The organism is Flavobacterium glycogeni (genome assembly GCF_048286775.1).
Lineage (GTDB): Bacteria > Bacteroidota > Bacteroidia > Flavobacteriales > Flavobacteriaceae > Flavobacterium.
Genome location: NZ_JBLVPV010000003.1, coordinates 221123 through 243867, shown reverse-complemented (window position 1 = coordinate 243867; position 22745 = coordinate 221123). Strand labels below are relative to the sequence as shown.

The 22745-nt window shown below is 36.1% G+C and carries 20 protein-coding genes; 5 read left to right on the top strand and 15 right to left on the bottom strand.

All coding sequences use genetic code 11. The annotated features are described in order from the left end of the window. Nucleotides 1–128: 128 nt before the first annotated feature. The 5 genes from ACNQGX_RS04000 to ACNQGX_RS03980 all read right to left on the bottom strand — a co-directional run bounded on the left by ACNQGX_RS04000 (nucleotide 129) and on the right by ACNQGX_RS03980 (nucleotide 5437). Entirely contained in the window at nucleotides 129–1397 is a 1269-nt protein-coding gene (locus ACNQGX_RS04000) for an MFS transporter (protein ID WP_417974227.1), read from the bottom strand. Between the two features lie 10 nt (nucleotides 1398–1407). Continuing rightward, nucleotides 1408–3099, bottom strand: coding sequence for a single-stranded-DNA-specific exonuclease RecJ (gene recJ / locus ACNQGX_RS03995; RefSeq protein ID WP_417974225.1), 1692 nt, complete (start codon nucleotides 3097–3099; stop codon nucleotides 1408–1410). A gap of 117 nt (nucleotides 3100–3216) precedes the next feature. Continuing rightward, entirely contained in the window at nucleotides 3217–3561 is a 345-nt protein-coding gene (locus tag ACNQGX_RS03990; RefSeq protein ID WP_417974223.1) for a HopJ type III effector protein, read from the bottom strand. A gap of 14 nt (nucleotides 3562–3575) precedes the next feature. Then, nucleotides 3576–4289 carry a 16S rRNA (cytidine(1402)-2'-O)-methyltransferase gene (rsmI, locus tag ACNQGX_RS03985; protein WP_131914844.1) on the bottom strand — a complete coding sequence of 238 codons (714 nt, stop codon included), beginning with the start codon at nucleotides 4287–4289 and terminating at the stop codon, nucleotides 3576–3578. Between the two features lie 77 nt (nucleotides 4290–4366). Continuing rightward, complete coding sequence (locus ACNQGX_RS03980) at nucleotides 4367–5437, bottom strand: hypothetical protein (protein WP_417974220.1); 1071 nt, start codon at nucleotides 5435–5437, stop codon at nucleotides 4367–4369. A 245-nt stretch (nucleotides 5438–5682) separates the two neighbouring features. Here ACNQGX_RS03980 and ACNQGX_RS03975 point away from each other — a divergent pair, with 245 nt between their 5' ends. Continuing rightward, a complete protein-coding gene (locus ACNQGX_RS03975) occupies nucleotides 5683–6276 on the top strand; it encodes a thymidine kinase (RefSeq protein ID WP_131914846.1) in 594 nt (197 codons plus the stop codon). Nucleotides 6277–6352: 76 nt separating this feature from the next. Here the strand turns inward: ACNQGX_RS03975 and rpoN are convergent, their stop codons facing one another. Together rpoN and asnS are read right to left on the bottom strand one after the other, a co-directional pair. Continuing rightward, entirely contained in the window at nucleotides 6353–7819 is a 1467-nt protein-coding gene (gene rpoN / locus ACNQGX_RS03970; protein WP_417974218.1) for an RNA polymerase factor sigma-54, read from the bottom strand. 88 nt (nucleotides 7820–7907) lie between these two features. Then, nucleotides 7908–9344, bottom strand: coding sequence for an asparagine--tRNA ligase (gene asnS / locus ACNQGX_RS03965; protein WP_131914848.1), 1437 nt, complete (start codon nucleotides 9342–9344; stop codon nucleotides 7908–7910). A 382-nt stretch (nucleotides 9345–9726) separates the two neighbouring features. On the opposite strand from asnS, the gene ACNQGX_RS03960 reads away from it, so the two are divergent. Then, nucleotides 9727–10182 carry a hypothetical protein gene (locus ACNQGX_RS03960; RefSeq protein WP_417974216.1) on the top strand — a complete coding sequence of 152 codons (456 nt, stop codon included), beginning with the start codon at nucleotides 9727–9729 and terminating at the stop codon, nucleotides 10180–10182. Nucleotides 10183–10295: 113 nt separating this feature from the next. Here the strand turns inward: ACNQGX_RS03960 and ACNQGX_RS03955 are convergent, their stop codons facing one another. Further along, entirely contained in the window at nucleotides 10296–12710 is a 2415-nt protein-coding gene (locus tag ACNQGX_RS03955) for an efflux RND transporter permease subunit (protein WP_417974214.1), read from the bottom strand. 186 nt (nucleotides 12711–12896) lie between these two features. Between ACNQGX_RS03955 and ACNQGX_RS03950 the strand changes: the two genes are divergently transcribed. Together ACNQGX_RS03950 and ACNQGX_RS03945 are read left to right on the top strand one after the other, a co-directional pair. Beyond that, on the top strand, nucleotides 12897–15167 hold the full coding sequence (locus ACNQGX_RS03950; RefSeq protein WP_417974212.1) for a cation:proton antiporter: 2271 nt from the start codon (nucleotides 12897–12899) through the stop codon (nucleotides 15165–15167). A gap of 1 nt (nucleotide 15168) precedes the next feature. Beyond that, the gene (locus tag ACNQGX_RS03945) at nucleotides 15169–15498 is read left to right on the top strand and encodes a DMT family transporter (RefSeq protein ID WP_131914852.1); all 330 of its coding nucleotides are present in this window, start codon (nucleotides 15169–15171) and stop codon (nucleotides 15496–15498) included. On the opposite strand, the gene ACNQGX_RS03940 is transcribed toward ACNQGX_RS03945, so the two are convergent. The 4 genes from ACNQGX_RS03940 to ACNQGX_RS03925 all read right to left on the bottom strand — a co-directional run bounded on the left by ACNQGX_RS03940 (nucleotide 15495) and on the right by ACNQGX_RS03925 (nucleotide 20304). After that, nucleotides 15495–17993 (bottom strand): DUF5686 family protein, encoded by a 2499-nt coding sequence (locus tag ACNQGX_RS03940; RefSeq protein WP_417974210.1) that lies wholly within the window; start codon nucleotides 17991–17993, stop codon nucleotides 15495–15497. The genes ACNQGX_RS03945 and ACNQGX_RS03940 overlap by 4 nt on opposite strands. Nucleotides 17994–18104: 111 nt before the next feature. After that, entirely contained in the window at nucleotides 18105–18668 is a 564-nt protein-coding gene (gene frr / locus ACNQGX_RS03935; RefSeq protein WP_417974208.1) for a ribosome recycling factor, read from the bottom strand. Nucleotides 18669–18749: 81 nt separating this feature from the next. Further along, complete coding sequence (pyrH, locus tag ACNQGX_RS03930) at nucleotides 18750–19457, bottom strand: UMP kinase (protein WP_417974205.1); 708 nt, start codon at nucleotides 19455–19457, stop codon at nucleotides 18750–18752. A 67-nt stretch (nucleotides 19458–19524) separates the two neighbouring features. After that, nucleotides 19525–20304 carry a patatin-like phospholipase family protein gene (locus tag ACNQGX_RS03925; RefSeq protein ID WP_131914856.1) on the bottom strand — a complete coding sequence of 260 codons (780 nt, stop codon included), beginning with the start codon at nucleotides 20302–20304 and terminating at the stop codon, nucleotides 19525–19527. Between the two features lie 105 nt (nucleotides 20305–20409). Here ACNQGX_RS03925 and ACNQGX_RS03920 point away from each other — a divergent pair, with 105 nt between their 5' ends. Then, on the top strand, nucleotides 20410–21015 hold the full coding sequence (locus tag ACNQGX_RS03920) for a thioredoxin family protein (protein WP_417974203.1): 606 nt from the start codon (nucleotides 20410–20412) through the stop codon (nucleotides 21013–21015). Here ACNQGX_RS03920 and ACNQGX_RS03915 read toward each other — a convergent pair. The 3 genes from ACNQGX_RS03915 to truB all read right to left on the bottom strand — a co-directional run bounded on the left by ACNQGX_RS03915 (nucleotide 21012) and on the right by truB (nucleotide 22744). After that, nucleotides 21012–21350, bottom strand: a complete 339-nt coding sequence (locus ACNQGX_RS03915; protein WP_417974201.1) for a type II toxin-antitoxin system RelE/ParE family toxin — start codon at nucleotides 21348–21350, stop codon at nucleotides 21012–21014. The two genes, ACNQGX_RS03920 and ACNQGX_RS03915, sit on opposite strands and share 4 nt — an antisense overlap. Further along, nucleotides 21326–21490: a hypothetical protein gene (locus tag ACNQGX_RS03910; RefSeq protein ID WP_417974199.1), complete on the bottom strand. Its 165-nt coding sequence runs from the start codon at nucleotides 21488–21490 to the stop codon at nucleotides 21326–21328. Before ACNQGX_RS03910 ends, ACNQGX_RS03915 begins: the two co-directional genes overlap by 25 nt. A 552-nt stretch (nucleotides 21491–22042) precedes the next feature. Continuing rightward, a complete protein-coding gene (gene truB / locus ACNQGX_RS03905) occupies nucleotides 22043–22744 on the bottom strand; it encodes a tRNA pseudouridine(55) synthase TruB (protein ID WP_417974197.1) in 702 nt (233 codons plus the stop codon). Nucleotide 22745 lies beyond the last annotated feature (1 nt).

Below are 22745 nucleotides of genomic sequence, written 5' to 3'. Positions count from 1 at the left end.
AAATATAAGTATTATTTATATTTGTTCTAAATAATAAAACATAAAAAAGGCATAAAAAAGTCGGTAAGGAATCTTGAGATTATTTTACCGGATGGTTATAGGAAGTATTTTTTTTAAAAATCTATTTATTATTCGCTCTTTTCATGTTCCTCAATATCTTTTTGCAAGTCCAGTTTTCTAAAGGTAGGTGATACGGCTCCGGTAAGAAATACGGTAATCAGCGTCATGCTTCCGCCAAAGACGACTGCGCTAACAGTTCCCATCAGTTTTGCGGTTAATCCGCTTTCAAAAGCCCCCAATTCATTAGAGGAACCTACAAAAATAGAATTCACGGCTGCAACTCGGCCTCGCATGTGATCCGGTGTTTTCAATTGCAAAATAGTCTGGCGTATCACCACCGAAATCCCGTCGAAAACACCGCTTAAAAATAAAGCGGCAACAGACAGCCAAAAAATAGACGAAAGTCCGAAAATGATAATACAAATCCCAAACGCAAAAATTGCCAACAACAGTTTCATGCCCGCATTTTTAGTAAAAGGAATATACGCGGAAATAATCAGCATTAAAAAAGCGCCAACAGCCGGAGCGGCTCTCAAAACACCAAATCCCTGCGGTCCCACTTTCAAAATATCCTGTGCAAAAATGGGTAATAGCGCAACGGCTCCACCAAAAAGAACGGCAATCATATCCAGTGATAAAGCGCCTAAAATAGTCTTATTATTGAAAACAAATTTCACGCCTTCTTTCAAACTTTCCATAATGGGTTCGCCAATTTTTGGATTCAAAATAGGCTTCGTTGCTATTTGGGTTAAAGCGATTAGCGCCAAAAGCGAACAGCCCAAAACAATGGACATTGACCAGTGAACCCCAATCCAATTGATTGAAAAACCAGCTACCGCAGGACCTAAAACGGAACTTATTTGCCAAACCGAACTGCTCCAGGTGGCAGCATTTGGATATATTTTTTTAGGAACAATCAATGCCAAAAGAGAAAATATCGTCGGGCCAAGAAAAGCACGAACCAATCCTCCTAAAAACACGAAAAAGTAAATGGAATATAAAATAGTTTGGGTAGAAAAATCTTTTATAAAAGGAGGCCACGTAAATAAAAACAAACCCAAACTGATGATTGAAAACCCTAAAATACATTTGAAAAGCAATCCTTTTTTCTCCTTTTGATCAACGATGTGTCCGGCAAATAAAGCCATCGAAATTGCCGGAATGACTTCCATTAATCCGATGATTCCTAACGACAACGGATTTTTGGTCAGACTATAGACTTCCCATTCAATGACGATAAACTGCATCGACCAGCCAAAAACCATGGCAAAACGCAATAACAAAAAAATATTGAATTCTTTATAACGCAGCGCAGAGTAAGGGTCTTTTTTTTTCATAGCATCCAAATCATTGTTTGATATCTCGCAATCGCAATTGCAAACTTAATTTGCCTTTCCATTCGTTTTCATCGATGCAATACACGGCTTGAAAAGGTTTTTGATGGGTAGTCAATTCGATTTTGTTTCCCAAATTAAAACCAATTGCAGCAAGGCCTTCGGAGTTATTTTGTTTGACAAAAAGTTTTAAATGTTCGTCTTCTTGTCCTAGAGGTTTTCCATAACCGGTGTCTTTGATGTTTTTGGTCAGGAAAATTGGAGTCATATTTTGTGGTCCGTACGGTTCAAATTGTTTCAGAATCCGGATTAATTTTGGCGTAATATCCGCAAAATCAATCTCGGCATCAACTGCAATTTCTGGTGTCAACATATCCGGATGAATGGTTTTTTCGACTTCTTTTTCGAAAGCATCTTTGAAGATTTGATACTTTTCTGCCGCTAAAGTCATTCCCGCAGCATACATGTGACCGCCAAATTGTTCCAAATGTTCGGTACACGCTTCGAGTGCATTATAGACATCAAATCCTTTTACGGAACGTGCCGAAGCGGCATATTTATCACCGCTTTTGGTAAAAACAAGTGTCGGACGATAATAGGTTTCGATCAATCGGGAAGCGACAATTCCAATGACACCTTTGTGCCAATCTTGTTGAAAAACTACGGAAGTAAAACGTTCTTTTTCATTGTTTTCCTCAATTTGTTGTAACGCTTCTTTCGTAATTAATTTATCTAAATCCTTTCGTTCCGAATTATATGCTTCAATTTCGGAAGCAAATTGTTGGGCTTGCTCAAAATCAAATTCGGTTAATAATTCCACCGCATGATTCCCGTGTTTGATGCGTCCGGCAGCGTTTATTCTGGGTGCGATGATGAAAACAACATCGGTAATATCTAAAGTTTGTTTTTTTATTTGGTGAATAATGGCTTTGATTCCCGGTCTTGGGTCGGTGTTGATGACTTGGAGTCCAAAATAAGCCAACACTCGATTTTCTCCGGTCATCGGGACGATATCAGCAGCAATAGCACTCGAAACTAAATCCAGATACGGAATCAAATCATCGATTGTCTGGTTTCGGTTGAAACCTAAGGCCTGAATTAATTTGAAACCTATTCCGCAACCACACAATTCATCATAAGGATAATTACAATCGTCTCGTTTTGGGTCGAGAACGGCAATGGCTTCGGGTAAAAATTCACCCGGTCTGTGGTGGTCACAAATGATGAAATCGATGTTTCGTACTTTGGCGTAAGCCACATGATCGATGGATTTTATACCACAATCCAAAGCGATGATTAGCGAAAATCCATTGTCATCAGCAAAGTCAATTCCTTTAAATGAAATTCCGTAACCTTCGTCATAACGATCCGGAATATAGGTCGCTACGTTTGGATAATAGGTTTTCAAATAGGAAGAAACGAGTGAAACTGCGGTGGTGCCATCGACATCATAATCGCCAAAAACAAGAATATTTTCCTCATTTTCAATCGCTTTTTCAATTCGAGCGACTGCTTTTTCCATATCTTTCATCAAGTACGGATCATGCAAATCATCTAAACTCGGACGAAAAAACCGTTTGGCATCCTCAAAAGTTTCAATGCCGCGTTGTACTAATAAAGTGGCCACAAAATCTTCCACATTCAAAGCTTTCGCCAAATGTTGAACGGTATCTTTGGAAGGTTTTGGTTTTAGTGTCCAACGCATAGTGATTTGGGATTATAAAATTTAGAAATTAGGATTTTAGGAATTCGAAAAAGGAATAACCGCTAATTCGCTAATTATGTCTGTCGATTTAATTTACGAATTAGCGTTTTAACTGTTTTATTTCAATACTAAAGCACTTCCGTAAAATGCAATACCATCCCAACCGGTTTTCATGAAATTGCGAATGTTTTGATGATCAGTCCCGTTTGGATTTTTTAAAACATCTTCGTAATAATATGCTCCAAAACAGGCTAATGTAGCTGCTTCTGATAAGTTATGAATTTCGGCGAAAGCAAATAACTTGCAAGATCCTGAATTTTCTCCTGCGGCATTGTGTTGCAAACCGTTCTCAAATGCCGTTGGAGTAAAGTCGTAGTTTTCTTCAACTGTAGCAATGGTTTCTGCAAAAGCGATAGATTCTGGTGTCCGCTTTAATTTTTCTAAAAAGGATTCTAAATTCATGGTGTTTTTGTAGGTTATTCTTCTTCCGAAAATTTACTTTTTTTAGGTTCTTTGGTGATTGCTTTTCCACTGACCACGACGACAATTTCTCCTCTTGGCGCTATTTTATCAAAATGAGCGACTACTTCTTTTACGGTTCCGCGAACATTTTCTTCGTGCAGTTTGGATAATTCCCTGGAAACCGATATTTGACGGTCTTCGCCAAAATAGGTGATGAATTCTGCTAAAGTCTTCACTAATTTATGGGGAGAAACATATAAAATCATCGTTCTTGTTTCTTCCGCCAATGCTAAATATCGGGTTTGACGTCCTTTTTTGTCAGGCAAAAATCCTTCGAAAACAAACTTGTCATTGGGCAAACCGCTGTTGACTAATGCCGGAACGAAAGCCGTTGCGCCGGGTAAACACTCTACTTCAACACCATTTTCAACACAAGCGCGGGTCAATAAAAAACCGGGATCCGAGATTGCGGGCGTTCCCGCATCTGATATCAAAGCGATATTTTCTCCGGCTTTCAACCTCGAAATTAAATTCTCGATGGTTTTGTGTTCGTTGTGCATGTGATGGCTGTACATGTGTGTGCCAATTTCGAAGTGCTTTAACAATTTTCCGCTCGTACGCGTATCTTCGGCGAGAATCAAATCGACTTCCTTAAGAATCCGAATCGCTCGAAAAGTCATGTCTTCGAGATTGCCAATAGGCGTAGGAACGATGTATAATTTTGACATAGATAAAATAATTAAATACAAACTTTATAGAAAATCTGTATTTGTTCAAATGTATATTTAGAAAAATTCAGGGAAGTTTACAAGAATTTTTTCTCTATAACATCCATAAAACGTTCCTCATACTCTTGTTTTCCTTCCCAGTTATTGTAGTCCGGTTTTACCATTTCCTGAACAAAATCTCTGGTTTCGTAGAACGTATCAAACGTGATTAATTGATTTAAAACGCGGTTGTAATCTTCGCTGCTGTTGCCAAAAAGATGTTTTATAAAAGCAATGCGGTCATTCAAATCGATATTGATTCCTTTGGCTAATTTTTCGTTCAGCGAAACTGTTTTAGGTTCAACAGCTTCTTTCACAGGTAACACTTTTTCTTCCTCAGTAACTATTTCTTTTGGAGTTTCGATTACTACTGCAGTGGGAATATTTTCAATCTGTTGCACTTTTACAAACTGGGTGTCATGGTAATTTCCGCCCAATAAATCTTCGAAAGAAATTTGTACCGGTTCCATTTTCTTTGGCACTTCCAGTTCCGTTTCTACTTCCTCTTCTTGAGACAATTCAAAAGCCGGTGTGAATGCAGCGGTTTCAGGTTCTGAAGTTTCTTTTTCCTCAGCAACTATTTCTTCCTCAATAATAGGTTCTTCAATAGGTTCTTCTTCTTTTTCTTCTTCCGCGGTTATTTCTTCATTAGAAATTGTTTCTTCCAAAGGAGTTTCAACAGATTCGTCTTCCACAATACTCGTTTCTGACTCAGTTGTATCAGCAGTTTCAATTGTTTCTTCCAATGGAACTTCAACAGTTTCTTCTTCCACAATACTCGTTTCTGACTCAGTTGTATCAGCAGTTTCTATTGTTTCTTCCAAAGGCGTTTCAGCGATTTCTTCGGCAACAGTTTCTTCGATTACTGCTTTAGTTTCAGGTTGAATCGAATCCGTTTTGTCAAAAATAGATTCAATTTTTTGCTCTACTTCAGCAGCGCCAATAGTTGGTTTTGCCTCACTAAAGTGTTCCTCTACAAATCGTAAGACAGAAAGTTTTTCATATAATTTCTGCGTTTCCAGATATAATTGATTGATATCAGATTTATTTTTTAGTTGTAATACTCTGTGTGCAATGCTGATTAAATCGGCTTCCAATTTTTTTTTCATAACTTTTGAAATTATAGTGTGTTAGGCGGGTCTTTTTAATAAATATCTTCCTGATTTTTATTTAGCATAAGGAAGAAGGAACCTTTGCTCGCGTGATTTTATTTTTTAAATAAGAGCTCGCGAATCTCCGATTTAATAAAAATGTTATACTTTTGAAACGACGTAAAAGTATAAAATTTTTAAGTCGGTTTTATTCATTACAAAGTAATAAAAACTATTCATTTTTTAAGTCAGAAAAATACAAAATGTTTCTCGAAAATACAGTAAATCATAAAGAACAATTTGGTTGGATCGAAGTCATTTGTGGCTCCATGTTTTCGGGTAAAACCGAGGAATTGATCCGTCGTTTGAAAAGAGCGCAGTTTGCCAAGCAAAAAGTAGAAATTTTCAAACCTGAAATTGATACGCGCTATCATGATGATATGGTGGTGTCACATGATGCCAACGAAATCCGTTCTACGCCCGTTCCTGCTGCCGCAAATATTGCAATTTTGGCGCAAGGTTGTGATGTAGTGGGTATTGACGAAGCGCAGTTTTTTGATGACGAAATTGTCAAAATTTGTAACGATTTGGCCAATCAGGGAATCCGGGTAATTGTAGCCGGATTGGATATGGATTTTAAGGGAAATCCTTTTGGTCCTATGCCCGCATTAATGGCCACAGCCGAATATGTGACCAAAGTTCACGCAGTTTGTACCCGCACCGGAAATCTGGCGAATTACAGTTTCCGAAAAACCGACAATGACAAACTCGTCATGCTGGGCGAAACCGAAGAATACGAACCGTTGAGCCGTGCCGCTTATTATCACGCGATGCGGAAAGATCAAGAGAAAAAATAAAGAAAATTATATTTTTATAAAAAAGGGGAAACTTGTTTAAAGACAAGTTTCCCCTTTTTAGTATTTTAATTCCAGTTTACATTTTCTTCCTCATTCTCGCTACCGGAATATCGAGTTGTTCTCTGTATTTTGCAATGGTTCTTCTCGCGATTGGATAGCCTTTTTCTTTAAGAATTTCGGCCAGTTGATCGTCCGGAAGTGGTTTTTTCTTGTCTTCTTCCTCAATCGTGTTTTGAAGGATTTTCTTGATTTCCAATGTCGAAACGTCTTCCCCTTGGTCATTTTTCATCGCTTCCGAGAAGAATTCTTTAATCAGTTTGGTACCGTAAGGCGTTTCCACATATTTGCTGTTTGCCACACGTGAAATCGTCGAAATATCAAGACCAACCATATCAGCAATGTCTTTCAGAATCATCGGTTTCAACTTGGTTTCATCACCATCCAAAAAATATTCTTCCTGATAATGCATAATCGCATTCATGGTTACAAAAAGCGTTTCCTGACGTTGACGGATCGCATCGATAAACCATTTAGCCGAATCCAATTTTTGTTTGATAAACTGCACCGCATCTTTTTGCTGCGCTGATTTATCACGGGAATCCTTATACGTTTGCATCATTTCTTGATAATCTTTGGAAACGTGCAACGAAGGAGCATTTCGTCCGTTTAAGGTCAATTCCAGTTCGCCGTCCACAATTCTGATGGCAAAATCAGGAACTACATTTTCCGTTACTTTGTTGTTTCCGGTAAAAGATCCGCCTGGTTTTGGATTGAGTTTTTCTATTTCATGAATGGCTTTTTTAAGTTGCTCATTCGAAACATTGTATTTTTGAATTAATTTATCGTAATGTTTTTTGGTAAACGCATCAAACTGATTTTCGATAATATCAGTGGCTAATTCCACGGATTCCGTTGGTGTTTTGTGCTTCAATTGCAACAGTAAACATTCCTGTAAATCACGTGCTCCTACACCGGATGGTTCTAGTTCATGAATGACCTGCAACATTTTTTCCACCATTTTTTCATCGGTGTAAATACCTTGTGTAAACGCCATATCATCCACCATATCAGGAACGCTGCGACGGATATAACCCATGTCATCAATACTTCCCACCAGAAATTCAGCAATTTCACGCTCTTCATCATTCAGGATGAACGTATTCAACTGATTGATTAAATCCTGATGAAAACTCACCGGCGCTGCAAAAGGCGTTTCGCGATCTTCATCGTCGTCACTGTAATTGTTCGCCTGTGTTTTATAATCCGGAGTTTCGTCGTTGCTTAAATACTCGTCAATGTTGATGTCTTCGGCTTCAATTCTATCCGATTCCGAATCATCATAATCGTCATAATCTTCGTTTTCGAACTCGTCCTTTTCATACTCATCTTCTTCTTTTCCGGCTTCCAAAGCTGGATTTTCGTTCATTTCTTCCAATAAACGTTGTTCGAAAGCTTGCGTAGGCAATTGAATTAACTTCATCAACTGGATTTGTTGAGGAGATAATTTCTGTGATAATTTTAAATTTAAGAATTGCTTTAGCATTTTTTTATTGTAGGTTATACGTTAAGTGTTATTCGTTATAAGTTAGATTCTGACGCCTAACTCATAACTCCTAGCTCATAACGGTTTTTTAAAATTCTGCATTCATTGGCGTTCTTGGAAAAGGAATTACGTCACGAATGTTTGTCATTCCCGTTACAAACAATACCAATCTTTCGAATCCAAGTCCGAAACCAGAGTGAACTGCTGAACCGAATCTTCGTGTATCAAGATACCACCACAATTCTTCTTCGTCAATTCCTAAGGCTTTCATTTTTTCAACCAAAACATCAAAACGCTCTTCTCTTTGAGAACCTCCCACGATTTCTCCAATTCCTGGGAAAAGGATATCCATCGCACGAACAGTTTTTCCGTCTTCGTTCAAACGCATGTAAAATGCCTTGATATTTGCCGGGTAATCAAACAAGATTACCGGACATTTAAAGTGTTTCTCTACCAAGTAACGCTCGTGTTCCGATTGTAAATCAGCACCCCATTCGTTGATGATGTAATTGAATTTTTTCTTTTTATTTGGCGTACAATCTCTTAAAATATCAATTGCTTCGGTGTAGGAAACACGTTTGAAATTGTTTTCCAAAACAAAGTTTAATTTGTCAAGTAAAGCCATTTCACTTCTCTCTGCAACCGGTTTTGATTTCTCTTCATCCAATAAACGTCCTTCAAGGAATTTCAAATCCTCCGGACATTTGTCCATGGTATATTTGATTACGTATTGAATAAAATCTTCGGCTAAATCCATATTGTCATTCAAATCATTGAACGCCACTTCCGGCTCAATCATCCAAAATTCCGCAAGGTGACGCGAAGTATTTGAGTTTTCCGCTCTAAAGGTTGGTCCAAAAGTATAAATCTGACCCAAAGCCATCGCAAAAGTTTCTCCTTCCAGTTGTCCCGAAACCGTTAGGTTCGTTTCTTTCCCGAAGAAATCTTCTTTGTAATTCACTTTCCCGTCTTCGGTTCTTGGCGTTCCGTCAAAAGGCAAAGCGGTAACTTTGAACATTTCACCGGCACCTTCCGCATCCGATCCCGTGATGATTGGCGTATTCACATATACAAAACCTTTCTCCTGAAAATAACTGTGAACCGCATACGATAATACTGAGCGCACTCTCATTATCGCCCCAAACATATTGGTACGAACTCTTAAATGCGCATTTTCACGCAAGAAATCCAAGCTCGGTTTGTTTTTAGGTTGTATCGGGAATTTCTCCGCATCTGAATCTCCAAGGATTTCCAGTTTAGCCACCTGAATTTCAAATTTCTGTCCTGCCCCTTTACTTTCCACCAAAGTTCCTGTCACAGATATTGCTGCTCCAGTGGTGATTCTCTTCAAAGTTTCGTCTGGCGTGTTCTCAAAATCGACAACACATTGTATATTATCAATGGTCGAACCATCATTCAACGCGATAAATTGATTGTTTCTAAAAGTTCTCACCCATCCTTTTGCATTTACCTCATGAAGCGTTGTGGTGCTGTTTAGTAAGTCTTTAACTTTTGTATGTCTCATTTTAAATATAATTGATATTGAAAAATTGTGTTTTTATCGAACTGCAAATATAAATCATTTGTTTCTAATTGTCATTGTGAGAAATAGGGTAATAAGAATGTAATTGAATGATAAACTTAGTTTGGAGCTATCCCGATAGCTATCGGGACCCGCTATTCGCTATATCTTTTACTTTTTAAAGGAAAAAGTAAAAGGATGCCGCTGCTATCTGGGCTAAACGAATGGAGATATTTGGAGTTTTATGAATATTTTTTCGGAATATCCTGCACCGTTTTTTTACCTATTAGGTACAAAAATTAAATAGATAATATTGAAGATATTCCCCAATATTATTCATGTGAGTTTTTAGCTATATTTGCTAATATTTAAAATAAAACTGACTTTGGAAAAATTTGAAATAGATTTAAAATGGGCGAGCTATTTTGTTATAGTTAATGTAATAGTTTCAATTGTAGTAGCTTTATTAGCTGTAGTTTTCTTTTCGTTAAGCTCTGAAGAAAGCCACAATACAAAATTCGCATCTAATGTTCTTATAATGTTGTTTATAATTCAACTGTTTTATTTTGTCCGAAAAGCAATTAAAGAAAACAAAAAACATCAAACAATTAGAATCTTTTCAAAAGTGTCAATTTTTTTTCGTGTTTTAGGTTTTTATATTTTTATTGTTTCTTTGAAATATATATCGCCTCATATTACTTCTTTGGAACTCAATTCTATTCTACAATATAGAAAAAATAATCTTTCAGAATTTTTAATAGAAGAGGATGAAATAAAACATAATAAAAGTAATTGGTTGAATGATGTAGTAATCGTAATTAATAGAAGATTTAGCAGATAGAACATTTTGAAGGAATTTGTAATATTTTGTTTTTAAACATAAAAAATCCCGTCTCACTAGACGGGATTTTGAATTTTAGTATAAAGAATGTACCCTAAATTAGATTAAACAACTTACTCTTTCTCCAAAGCATCAATTTCTTCATCGCTATGCTCGATGATGTCAATTTTTGGTTCGATGAATTCCTGTTCGTTGGCTAATGTTTTATTCAACGTCAATACCAAAGCCGGCAATAACATTAAATTCGACAGCATTCCGAACAATAATGTCAACGAAATCAATCCGCCAAGAGCGATTGTTCCTCCAAAACTGGACAACATAAACACCGAAAATCCAAAGAATAACACGATAGAAGTATAAAACATGCTCAAACCGGCATCTGTAAATGTAGCGTAAACCGACTTGCGTATTTTCCAGTTATTTTTCTTTAATTCCTCGCGGTATTGCGCTAAAAATCGAATGGTATCATCTACCGAAAGTCCAAACGCGATTCCGAAAACCAAAATCGTCGATGGTTTCAACGGAATATCCAAATAACCCATAATTCCTGCAGTTAGCAACAACGGCAATAGATTTGGGATAATGGAAACCAGTACCATTTTGAACGAACGGAACATAAAAGCCACCAAAAGTGAGGTCAGGAAAAAGGCAAAAACCAAAGAAGAAAGCAAATTGTCCAGCAGGTAACCGGTTCCTTTTTGGAAAACCAATGCTTTTCCGGTAATGCTGACATTGTATTGATTTGGCGGGAAAAGTTTATCGGCTTTTTTACGAATTTCGGCTTCAATTTTGGCAATATTATCGCCATTTTCATCGCGCATAAAAGTCGTGATTCGGGCAAATTGTCCTGTCGAATCTACATAACTTTTCATCAGATTGTCTTTCGAGTTTTTCGTGGCATTTTTAGCATACGACAAAATAAACGACTGTTCCTGTGATGTTGGTAATTCGTAATATTCCGGGTTTCCGTTGTAATAGGCCTGCTTAGAATATTTAACCAAATTGACAATAGAAATGGGTTTTGACAATTCCGGGATTTCGTCAATAGTTTCCTCGAGTTCTTCCATTCGCCTCAGCGTAGATAATCTCATGACTCCTTTTTTACGCTTGGTGTCAATCATGATTTCCAGCGGCATAACGCCATCAAATTCTTTTTCGAAGAAAACAATATCTTCAAAAAAGGCTTCTTTTTTAGGCATGTCTTCAATCAAGCTGCCCGAAATACGCATTTTGTAAATACCTACGATACTAACAACCAAAAGAAGAATGGCAACAACGTAAATCGAAAATCGATTGGATTTTACGTTTCTCAGGATCCAATCCATAAAAACGGTAACATAATTTCGGTCTAAATGCTCGATGTGACGGTCTTTTGGTGGTGGAATATAACTGTGAAAAATGGGGATGACAATTATACACAAAAAGAAAAGTGCCATGATATTGATAGAAGTCACCACCCCAAATTCCAATAATAATTGATTGTTAGAAGCAACAAACGTAGCAAAACCAATCGCTGTGGTAAGGTTCGTCATTAGCGTTGCCATTCCCACTTTGGTGGTGACACGCTGTAATGCTTTGGCTTTATTTCGATGGACTTTGTATTCCTGATGGTATTTATTGGTCAGGAAAATACAATTCGGAATCCCGATAACGATGATTAAAGAAGGAACTAAAGCCGTTAAAACCGTGATTTCGTAATTCAATAATCCTAAAAACCCAAAAGACCACATCACGCCAATAATTACAATAATCATTGATATTAGGGTGGCTCTAAAGCTTCTGAAAAAGAAGAAGAAAAGCAATGAGGTGACTAATAATGAGGCGCCGATGAAGATACTTATTTCGTCTGTAATGGTTTTTGCATTCAGCGTTCGGATGTAAGGCATTCCCGAAACACGCAGATCGATTCCAGTTTCTTTTTCAAATATTTCTACTGCGGGAACGAGTTTTTCAAGGATAAAATCTTTTCGGGCCGCCGTGTTTACAATTTTTTTATCCATGTAAACGGCAGAGCGAATGCTTCCCGATCTTTTGTTGAAAAGTAATCCTTCGTAAAAAGGTAAATCATTGAAAAGTTCCTTTTTTATTTTTTGAAGATAGGCTTTGTTAACCGTTTTGCTTTGGTCAACAAAAGGCACCAATTCGAAGGTTGCCAGCGAATCATTTTTTTGTAATTTCTTTAAGTCATTTAACGAAATTACTAAATCTACCGCTTTGTCTTCTTTAAGAGTGTTCATCAGTTTACTCCAGGAAGCATAGGCTTTCGGGGTAAATATGGCGTTGTCTTTTACACCTATGATGACTAGATTTCCTTCTTCGCCAAATTTATCCAAAAAGGCATTGTACTGAATATTTACAATATTGTCATCCGGTAATAAATTGGCTTCGGTAAAAGTGAAGTGGATATTCTTCCATTGCATTGCTAAAAGAGCTGTTATCGCTACAATAATGGATAACATCAAAATTCTATTTCTAAGGACAATTCGGGCTATTAATTCCCAAAATCCTAAACTAAACCACTTAATCATAATTCATATTTAACGGCGGTAAAGGTAGTCAAAACCGCTATAAATCATTTATTTTAACTAAAACTTTATGACTAATTATGCCAGTTTTTTATTTTACAATTAAATAATTTTGTGGGATATAAATTATACATTTGAATTTCTCATCTTTGTTTCTTTAAAGTTGGGAAAGTCAATATAAAAACAAATATGAAGAATTATAAAAACACAATATTTTATTTGAGTGTTACTGGCGGTTTTATTGCATTAATGTATTGGATTATAAGCAAAGGAAAAAACTTAGAAGCAACTGAAACTATAGTGTCACCAGAAAGTGGCAATGGTTCTTGGAATGATTTCCTAGCTTCTATGCAACACAATTTTCAGGATCCTTTGGCCATCCTTTTGGCACAAATTATAACGATAATACTTGTGGCCCGCGTTTTTGGTTGGATTTTCAAGAAAATTGGTCAACCATCAGTAATAGGGGAGATTATAGCGGGGATTGTTCTTGGACCGTCCTTATTGGGATTGTATTTCCCGGAATTTTCAAGTGCTTTATTTCCTGTTGAATCCTTAGGGAATTTAAAATTTTTGAGCCAGATAGGATTGATACTTTTTATGTTTGTCATAGGAATGGAACTCGATTTGAAAGTGCTGAAAAACAAAGCCAATGAAGCGGTGGTGATCAGTCACGCCAGTATCGTTATTCCATTTGCTCTCGGGATTGGGCTAGCTTATTTTGTTTACAATCGATTTGCTCCCGAAGGCGTGAAATTCCTTGCTTTCAGTTTGTTTATGGGAATTGCCCTGAGTATTACTGCTTTTCCAGTTCTGGCAAGAATCGTTCAGGAAAGAGGAATTCATAAAACGAAATTAGGGGCAATTGTTATTACGTGCGCTGCTGCCGATGATATTACCGCTTGGTGTATTCTGGCTGTGGTAATTGCAATTGTAAAAGCGGGAACTTTCGTCAGTTCATTATACATTATTATGCTGGCAGTACTTTATGTTGTTGCCATGATTTTTATTGTAAAGCCATTTTTGAAAAGAATTGGGGATTTGTATGGTTCAAAAGACACTATAATCAAACCGGTTGTGGCTATCTTTTTTCTGGTATTGATTCTTTCATCGTATGCTACTGAAGTGATTGGGATTCATGCATTATTTGGAGCGTTTATGGCGGGAGCTATTATGCCGGATGTCCCAAAATTCAGAACCATATTCATAGAGAAAGTTGAGGATGTTGCGTTGATACTTTTACTGCCTTTGTTCTTTGTGTTCACAGGTTTGAAAACCGAAATTGGCCTTATCAATGATCCTTATTTATGGAAAGTGACCGGTTTTATTATTTTGGTGGCCGTAGTGGGGAAATTTTTAGGAAGTGCTTTGGCAGCGAAATTTGTAGGGCAGAGTTGGCGAGACAGTTTGACCATTGGTGCCTTGATGAATACGCGTGGTTTAATGGAATTGATCGTTTTAAATATTGGATTAGAGCTTAAAGTTTTGACTCCCGAAGTGTTTACGATGATGGTAATCATGGCATTAGTGACCACTTTTATGACTGGACCAGCCTTGGATATAATCAATTATATCTTTAAAACTAAAGATGGTGTTGAAATTTTAGAGCAAACAAACCATAATAAATACCGAATTTTAATTTCGTTTGGGAACAATGAAAAAGGCAAATCCTTGTTGCGATTGGGGAATAGCTTGATAAAAAAACAAAAAGATTCTGCCAGTATTACGGTGATGCATTTGTCCTTAAGCGATGAGATGCATACTTTTAATATGGATGACAAAGAGAAAAATAGTTTTTATCCTATTGTTGAAGAATCCCAACTGTTAAATCAGGACATTACCACTATTTTTAAAGCAACCATGGATATTGAAACCGAAATCGCTGATGTTGCCAATCAAGGGGATTATGATTTGTTGTTGGTAGGTTTGGGAAAATCAATATTTGAAGGGACAATTCTTGGAAAAGTAATCGGTTTTACAACAAGAATAATCAACCCAGACCGTTTAATCGATAAGTTTATCGGGAAAGAAGGTTTGTTCGAAAACTCCCCTTTTGACGAAAGAACCAGACAGATTATTTCTAAAACCAAAATGCCAATAGGGATTTTGATCGATAAAGATTTACAGCACGTAAATCATGTTTTTATTCCAATTTTTAGCCCCGAAGATTCATTTGTGATTGATTATATCCAAAAATTAATTTACAACAACAATTCTAAAATTGTTATTTTGGATGTCAATGGGCATGTCAATACTAATTTTGTAATCAAGAGCGCTATTGATTCTTTGGAACAAAAATATCCGAAGAATATTGGTTTGATAACGGATAAAATAATTAAAAAAGAATTTTTAGACCAACAGGATTTAATGTTAATTAGTCTTGAAAGTTGGAAAGAATTAGTAGACTCCAGAAGTGACTGGTTGAGCGGCGTTCCTTCGGTATTAATTTTAAAACAATAATATGAACTGGATTTTATTAATTATAGGTGGGATTTTTGAAGTAGGTTTTGCAACTTGTTTGGGCAAAGCCAAAGAAAGTTCCGGAATGACAGCAACATTATGGTTGGGCGGATTCTTAATTTGCTTGGCAATAAGTATGGTATTGCTTTACAAAGCCACACAAACCCTGCCTATTGGAACAGCTTATGCCGTTTGGACAGGAATTGGAGCGGTGGGAACGGTTCTGGTTGGGATTTTTGTGTTTAAAGAACCTGCTGATTTCTGGCGAATTTTCTTCATCACCACTTTAATCAGTTCTATTATTGGGTTGAAATTCGTTTCGAGTCATTAAAGCCCCAGATTAAGAACGAAACTTATTTTGACAGCTATATTATCTTGAAATTTACTCAGCTGATTCGGGCCATAGCGGTAAAATCCGCCTAATCCCAAGCCGTTGTAAATTTGGTTGAGTTCTATTCCAGATTCGAAATAACCTTTGTTGAGGGTTTTATAATCCAATCCAACATGTTGTTTCGGTTTTTGTAAATTTCCCCAAGCCATTCTTGAAACGAGAACTAAAGAAGGTTTTACTTTTTTGAATAATGTTATGCGGCTAAAGCCATGTTTGAATTGAAAATAGGCGTATTCACTGGAGAAAAACTCATTGAAAAACATGGTTTCAAAACTGTTTTTTCCTGCAAAAGTCATTCTCTGCAGGATGGTTTCCTTGGTAATATTATTGGGAGAGGTATTGTACAAATGCGTCAGCGGCACGTCGCCAAAAGCATAACCGGCTTCGAAAAGTAAATTTGTTTTTTGACCGTTTAAATATTTTTTTTCATATTCTGTTTTGAAATCTAATTTGCTGAATTCAAAATCATTTTGCAAAACATTAGGTAAGGATTGTGTGTATTGAAAAGTAAATTTCGGGAAACGTTTTTCTACTTCAATTCGTCCCGTAGGCGTTTGCATGTAATCGCTAAACGGATTCCAGCGCAAAGAAACCATTGCGGTTGTCATTATGTAACTTGTATATAATTTCTCGTTTAGGTTGTATATATAATTGAATTTAGGTTCTATTGTGGCACGGGAAAGTTCCCATAAGCTTTCTGTTTTTGGGATAATTTTCGTTTCTATAAATGTTTTCCAGCTCACATAATTGTAAAATGTACTGATGTTTATTGGTCTTGGGTTATAGATTTTAAACGCTCTTTTGTCAATTGTAAACACGGTACTTGCAATTTCTCGAATGTCATCAGTATAGGAAACTCCAATCCAGGAATTAGAAAATTTGCCTACCCGAGCCGCCATTCCTAAATTATATTTGAAATTGCCATCCTTTGTTCCATAAGCGGTGTAGCCTTCGATTCTGTATTTTCTTGAAAACTGTTCATTGGTGACTCCGCCAATTCCCAATCTAAATCCTTCGTAATTATTATAGCTGAATAATTTGCGTAAGTCTAAATCGAATTTTCCAATGGGTAAATATCCATTGATGATTTTTCGTCCAAAACGGATGCGGCTTTCAATTCGTTTTTTAACTGAAATACTGTCCAGTGCCAAATACGTTTTTTGGCTTCGGCTGTCTAAACTGTCTTTTCGGTAGGCGTTCCAAAAACGTTCCGGTTTGTTAATCGCATCGTCTTTGATTTCGATATAAATAGCCGATTTTTTAATTTGTATCGGAATGTTATACTGAATTTCAAAATTGTTTGTGTGCGAAAGCAAATAGGTGAAATCCGAGGCAACTTTTTTTCTTTCTTTAAAATCTCGTTCTACATCGCCATCAAATTGAATGGTTCCGCCAAGGATTTTTATATCGTCATCATTTTTGCCCTTTACAATTTTAAAGGTTTTCTTCGTTGGAAACCATAATTTTTCATTGGGAATGTACTTAAAATCATGAATTCCGCTAATGTCAAGAACGCCTTTTATACGCATTACCGCTTTGGCGACAGCAAAATTATTTTGGTCAATATAAAGTACACCTTCCAGTCCTGATGCTCTTCTTTTTTTCTTGTTTTTAAAGTAAATCATGAAGGTATTTCGGCCATCAATGATGAGTGAATCCAAGAGCTTATAGTTGTAATCGTTTAGCGCATCATTGGCAATGGGGCTGTTGTATTTGGTTTCAAAAAGCTCGTAACTGGAATCGTAAATAGAGAAAGATTGCAAATTAAAAGCAATGATTTCATAAACAGGTTGCTTGAAACCAGCCATTTTGGTGCCTAATATTGTTTCTTTTAATCTGGCATTTGCAAATTGATATTGTGACACTTTTTCGGTTTGAAAAAGATGCTGTTTACTGATGACTTCTTTGAATTTATAATCGGAGGAGTCAATTTTTGAGAATCGTTTCCCAATATATTTTTGGACAAAAACAGAATCGATTCTTCCGTCAATGGAGTCAGGATTTGCAGTTACAATGAGTTTGTTATAGGATTTAAACTCAAAACTGCGGAGTTTTTTCTGGGGATTATTATTGTCTTTGTTTTCGATTGCCTTTCTGATAATTGCCAAAGCCGGGTTTTCATTTGAAATCCTCACTTCATTCAAATCATCCGTTTTTTGGGAAAGAACGACAACATAATAATTTTTATTTTTTTCGATGGCAATCCTAACTTTGGTGAAACCAATATAAGAAATATCAAAAGCTGTAATGGGAGTTGCAGTTACAATACTAAACTTTCCATCGACATCAGAGATGGTATTTAGGCCATTGTTTGTGGTAATCGTGGCAAACGGCAACGGTTTGTTGGTTGTGGATTCTTTTACAATTCCATTTACCTGGAATTGCGCCTGCAGCGAAAGCGTTAAAAAAAAGAATAACAAACACAATTGCTTCATAAATAGGGTTTAGTGCAAAACGGGTATAATCTCATTTTGGTATCACAAAAATAACAATAAAAAAATCCGTTCCCCTAAACGAACGGATTTTTAATATAGTTTGAAAGGGAATTACACCTTCATGATTTCAGCTTCTTTCACAGCTAAAAGTTCATCTATTTTCCTGATATAACTATTCGTTAAGTTTTGAACTTCTTCTTCGGCACTTTTACAAATGTCTTCTGATGTTCCTTCTTTTTCTAATTTCTTGATTTCAGTATTAGCATCTTTTCTGGCATTTCGGATACCCACTTTAGCATCTTCTGCTTCTACTTTGGCTTGTTTGGCAAGATCGCGTCTTCTTTCCTCAGTTAATGCGGGAACGCTTATGATAATTACATCACCGTTATTCATTGGGTTAAAACCAATGTTTGCCACCATAATTGCTTTTTCAATTACTTGTAGCATATTTTTTTCAAAAGGTTGTAACGTAATTGTTCTGGCATCAGGAACACTAATTTTTGATACTTGAGAAAGTGGTGTCGCAGATCCGTAATAATCTACAAAAACGCTTCCAAGCATTGCTGGAGATGCTTTTCCGGCACGAATATTCAAAAATTCTTTTTCTAAATGCGCAATAGAACCTGTCATAGATTCTTTAGTACTATCTAATATAAATTCAATTTCTTCAGTCATAATTTAGATCTTTGGATTATTAGATTTTTAGATCTTTAGACTGTCTGACAATCTAAAAGTCTAACAATCTAATTTGTCTATTTATAAATTTACTACGGTTCCTATATTTTCTCCATCGCAGATTTTCAATAGGTTTCCTACTTTGTTCATGTCGAAAACTACGATTGGTAATTTATTTTCTTGGCTTAATGTAAATGCAGTGGTGTCCATTACATTCAATCCTTTTTTAAGGACATCTTCAAAAGAGATATGGTCAAATTTCACGGCAGAAGCATTTTTCTCCGGATCACAATCATAGATGCCATCAACACGGGTTCCTTTCAGGATTACATCGGCATTGATTTCCACACCACGTAAAACGGCTGCAGTATCTGTTGTAAAATACGGGTTTCCGGTTCCTGCACCAAAAATCACAATTCTTCCTTTTTCAAGGTGACGCACCGCTCTTCTCTTAATATATGGCTCAGCAATCGCTTCAATTTTCAACGCAGTTTGTAAACGGGTAAGCATTCCTTTATCTTCCAGTGCGCCTTGTAAAGCCATTCCGTTGATAATTGTAGCCAGCATTCCCATATAATCGCCTTGCACTCTGTCCATCCCTGCGCTTGCTCCGGCAACTCCTCTAAAAATATTTCCACCACCTATTACAATGGCTATTTCTACTCCTTTTTCATGAATTTGCTTGATCTCATCAGCATATTCAGCTAATCTTTTTGGGTCAATTCCGTATTGCAAGTCGCCCATTAAAGCTTCTCCACTTAGTTTTAGAAGAATTCTTTTGTATTTCATGTGTGTGTTGAGTTGATTGGTGCAAATATAGAATATTCTTTTTTTTTAAAATAATGTTGCTTAAATTTTATAAATTAAGTTTTTCGTACGATTTTTTTGCGGCTTCATAGCCAATGTTGAAAACGGCATCCATCTTCACTTTGTTGGTTTCAAAGGTGCTGTAAAGGCATAAATCCTTTGGTTCAATAACCCAGTCACAAATATTGAATTTATGCATGTTTGAATTTGCCGAAAGAATATCAAAAGCCCGAGTGGTCACCGCTTTGATGGAATTTAAATCTTTAGCTTCTATTTTTTGAATCGGACTCACATAAACACCTATTAGTGTGTCACATTGTCCTTGTAAAATATCAGTGGGAAAATGATTCAATATACCGCCGTCACTGTATATTTTTCCTTTAATTTCATACGGAGACAAGATTCCTGGAAATGCTGAGGAAGCTAAAATAGCATCGATGATTTTTGTTTCCTGGTCAAATATTTTTAATTTTCCGCGAACCATATCGGTTGCCGTAATTTGAATCGGAATTTTTAAATCACCTAATGTAGCATCTTTAAAAATAGTGTGAAAATAAGTTTTGAAGGATTCAGAATCAATTAAACCTGCTTTTTTGAACGTTAAATGCTTCCAGTGAAAAAGGTATATCGATTTGAAAAATTCCAGAATTTCTTCGGGAGTTTTTCCCCAAGCATACATTGCACCAACAATTGAACCTGCGCTTGTTCCTGCTATTTGAGACGGACGGATGTTTTTTTCTTCTAAAAATTTAATCACACCAGCATGCGCTATACCCTTAGAACCTCCGCCGGAAAGTACCAATCCTATCGATTTTGTTTTTAAATCCATCTTTTTTATTTGTGATAAAATTACTCTTTTTGTGGAATTGAAAGTGACATATATCATATTTATGCTCCAATTTTATGGTAACTTTGTGAAAACAAATAATTCATTATGAAAATTCCAGTAGCTAAAGCATTGTTTAATAGTCATTCTTATCCGGAGTATAGAAAACTAGTTTCAGATTTATTACTGGAAGGAAAGTCAACCGGTAATGAACAATCTGAAGATTTAAAACAGTACAGTGAGTTAAATGAAACCCGAATGAATCGTTTGGATAAAACGATGAAAATTACCGAGGAAAATAGTCTGAAATTAAAGAACTTAAATAGTGAATACATTTGGTTAGTTATTTCCGAAGGATGGTGCGGTGATGCAGCCCAACTCTTGCCAGTTATTAATAAAATGGCGATTGATTCCGGTAAAATAGAATTGAAAATTGTTCTGCGTGATGAAAATGACGAATTGATGAAGTTGTTTTTGACCAATAAAAATAAATCAATTCCAATAGTGATTATAGTAGATAAAGAAACAGGAAGTGTTCTTGGAAAATGGGGTCCAAGACCCAAAGGTGCAACCGATTTAATTACGGATTATAAAAAGGAGTTTGGAGTTATTGACGAAACAGCAAAAACCAACTTGCAATTGTGGTATTTGCATGATAAAGGAATAAGCACCCAAAATGAATTGATTAACTTGATGCTTGATTTGGAAAGTTAACCGATTGTAATAGTTCTTGTCCTCTTAATGGTTTTTGGGGAGCGGCTCCCATGAAGTGCTCTTAAGACCTCTATTCTGTTTGGTGTAATTCTGTAAATGATAAGGTAAGAGCCAAGAATAATGTTACGGTATTTTTTAGTTTTGGTTTCAAGATGACGACATTCGGGATGAAGGAAATAGCTTTTTGATAATTCATCTAAACATGCGTAAATTTCTTCAATGAAATAATCGGCTAGTTTTAGACCGAAAGTTTCCTTACCGTATTCGTGGATAGAAGGGATGTCAACAAAATCAAAAAGTTTAGATGTTACTACTTTGAGATTTTCTTTCTCCATTCTTCAAAATGTTTTTTCGATTCCTCTAGAGTATAGAAAGTTCCCTCCTCCGCTTCTTTAATTAGAGAAGCAAATTTCTTTTGGGACATTGGTTTGCCCGGAATAGCAAGATTGTTAGAGTTATCTTTTTTCGTTTTCATAATAGTAAAATTAGTGAAAAGTATTGAAAATGAGTGTGATTTATGTAAATTATTCTTGATTTGGAACAATAGAATTTTAAAAATCACAAACATTCATAACTTTTGTGTCTCATAAATGCCCAAAAAGCTTTAGTACAGAACAAGAAATTAGTACCTAAATGTAAAATCTATAATGTAAAAAGTATATGAGGTTGTAAGTTTGTTTATATCAAATAATTAGGTTTATTTTTTTTATCATTTTTTTTTGTGTATCGAAAAAAAAATCGTAAATTGGTGACTGCCAACCAGGTCTATTGTTTGATTTACTTTTTTTATTGGTGTTTAAATATTGTTTCACAATCAAAAAAAACATCGTCATGAAAAAGCTATTTGAAAGGTTTTATGATTATTTGTCGAATTTACTATTTGGAGGTAAAAACGCAACTCATTATTAAACCAACGGCGAAGCCAAGTAGACAAAAAGAGTATGGATTAAAACTACTTTAACTTTTGAAAAGACACATCGCAAATTCAATTTTAATTTTGGATTTGTCATGTGTTTTTGCTTTTTGATTACAATACGGTGGTAAGACTTTGTTCGAATAAAGTCACATCCATTGCATCAGTCACATCATAATCTCCAATTTTTGTTCTGCGTAAAACGGTTAAATGGGAACCGGAATTCATCGCTTTCCCAAAATCAAAAGCCAGGGAGCGAATGTAAGTTCCTTTGCTGCAAACGACTCTGAAATCTATTTCCGGAAGCGCGATTCGGGTAATTTCAAATTCATGAATGGTTGTTTTTCTACTCGCGATTTCGATTGTTTCTCCAGCGCGTGCATGTTCGTACAAGCGAACACCATCTTTTTTTATGGCCGAAAAAATGGGAGGTTTTTGGTCTATTTCCCCTAAAAACTGTTTGACAGTTTCCTGAATTAAAGCTTCGTCAATATGTTCCGTCGGGAAAGTTTGGTCGATTTCAGTTTCTAAATCATACGAAGGCGTTGTGGCTCCAATATAGAAAGTTCCGGTATATTCTTTGGCTTGACCTTGAAGTTCGGTAATTCTTTTGGTAAATTTTCCGGTACAAACTAATAATAATCCGGTTGCCAAAGGATCTAAAGTTCCGGCATGACCAATCTTAAATTTTTTTGGAAGATTAATTTTGCTGATTAAAGCCCATTTCATTTTATTTACCGCTTGAAAAGAAGTCCAATTCAAGGGTTTGTCAATGAGTAAAATTTGTCCGTTTTGGTAATCTTCGGCTGTTTTCAAT

Coding starts and splice junctions, on each gene's coding strand:
- asnS (WP_131914848.1), bottom strand. CDS start 9,344: ATGAGACATACAAAAGTTAAAGACTTACTAAACAGCACCACAACGCTT.
- ACNQGX_RS03910 (WP_417974199.1), bottom strand. CDS start 21,490: ATGAAAACGAAAAAAGATAACTCTAACAATCTTGCTATTCCGGGCAAA.
- ACNQGX_RS04000 (WP_417974227.1), bottom strand. CDS start 1,397: ATGAAAAAAAAAGACCCTTACTCTGCGCTGCGTTATAAAGAATTCAAT.
- rsmI (WP_131914844.1), bottom strand. CDS start 4,289: ATGTCAAAATTATACATCGTTCCTACGCCTATTGGCAATCTCGAAGAC.
- pyrH (WP_417974205.1), bottom strand. CDS start 19,457: ATGAAATACAAAAGAATTCTTCTAAAACTAAGTGGAGAAGCTTTAATG.
- ACNQGX_RS03980 (WP_417974220.1), bottom strand. CDS start 5,437: ATGAAAAAAAAATTGGAAGCCGATTTAATCAGCATTGCACACAGAGTA.
- ACNQGX_RS03955 (WP_417974214.1), bottom strand. CDS start 12,710: ATGATTAAGTGGTTTAGTTTAGGATTTTGGGAATTAATAGCCCGAATT.
- ACNQGX_RS03990 (WP_417974223.1), bottom strand. CDS start 3,561: ATGAATTTAGAATCCTTTTTAGAAAAATTAAAGCGGACACCAGAATCT.
- ACNQGX_RS03945 (WP_131914852.1), top strand. CDS start 15,169: ATGAACTGGATTTTATTAATTATAGGTGGGATTTTTGAAGTAGGTTTT.
- ACNQGX_RS03920 (WP_417974203.1), top strand. CDS start 20,410: ATGAAAATTCCAGTAGCTAAAGCATTGTTTAATAGTCATTCTTATCCG.
- rpoN (WP_417974218.1), bottom strand. CDS start 7,819: ATGCTAAAGCAATTCTTAAATTTAAAATTATCACAGAAATTATCTCCT.
- ACNQGX_RS03925 (WP_131914856.1), bottom strand. CDS start 20,304: ATGGATTTAAAAACAAAATCGATAGGATTGGTACTTTCCGGCGGAGGT.
- ACNQGX_RS03915 (WP_417974201.1), bottom strand. CDS start 21,350: ATGGAGAAAGAAAATCTCAAAGTAGTAACATCTAAACTTTTTGATTTT.
- ACNQGX_RS03940 (WP_417974210.1), bottom strand. CDS start 17,993: ATGAAGCAATTGTGTTTGTTATTCTTTTTTTTAACGCTTTCGCTGCAG.
- frr (WP_417974208.1), bottom strand. CDS start 18,668: ATGACTGAAGAAATTGAATTTATATTAGATAGTACTAAAGAATCTATG.
- ACNQGX_RS03975 (WP_131914846.1), top strand. CDS start 5,683: ATGTTTCTCGAAAATACAGTAAATCATAAAGAACAATTTGGTTGGATC.
- recJ (WP_417974225.1), bottom strand. CDS start 3,099: ATGCGTTGGACACTAAAACCAAAACCTTCCAAAGATACCGTTCAACAT.
- ACNQGX_RS03950 (WP_417974212.1), top strand. CDS start 12,897: ATGAAGAATTATAAAAACACAATATTTTATTTGAGTGTTACTGGCGGT.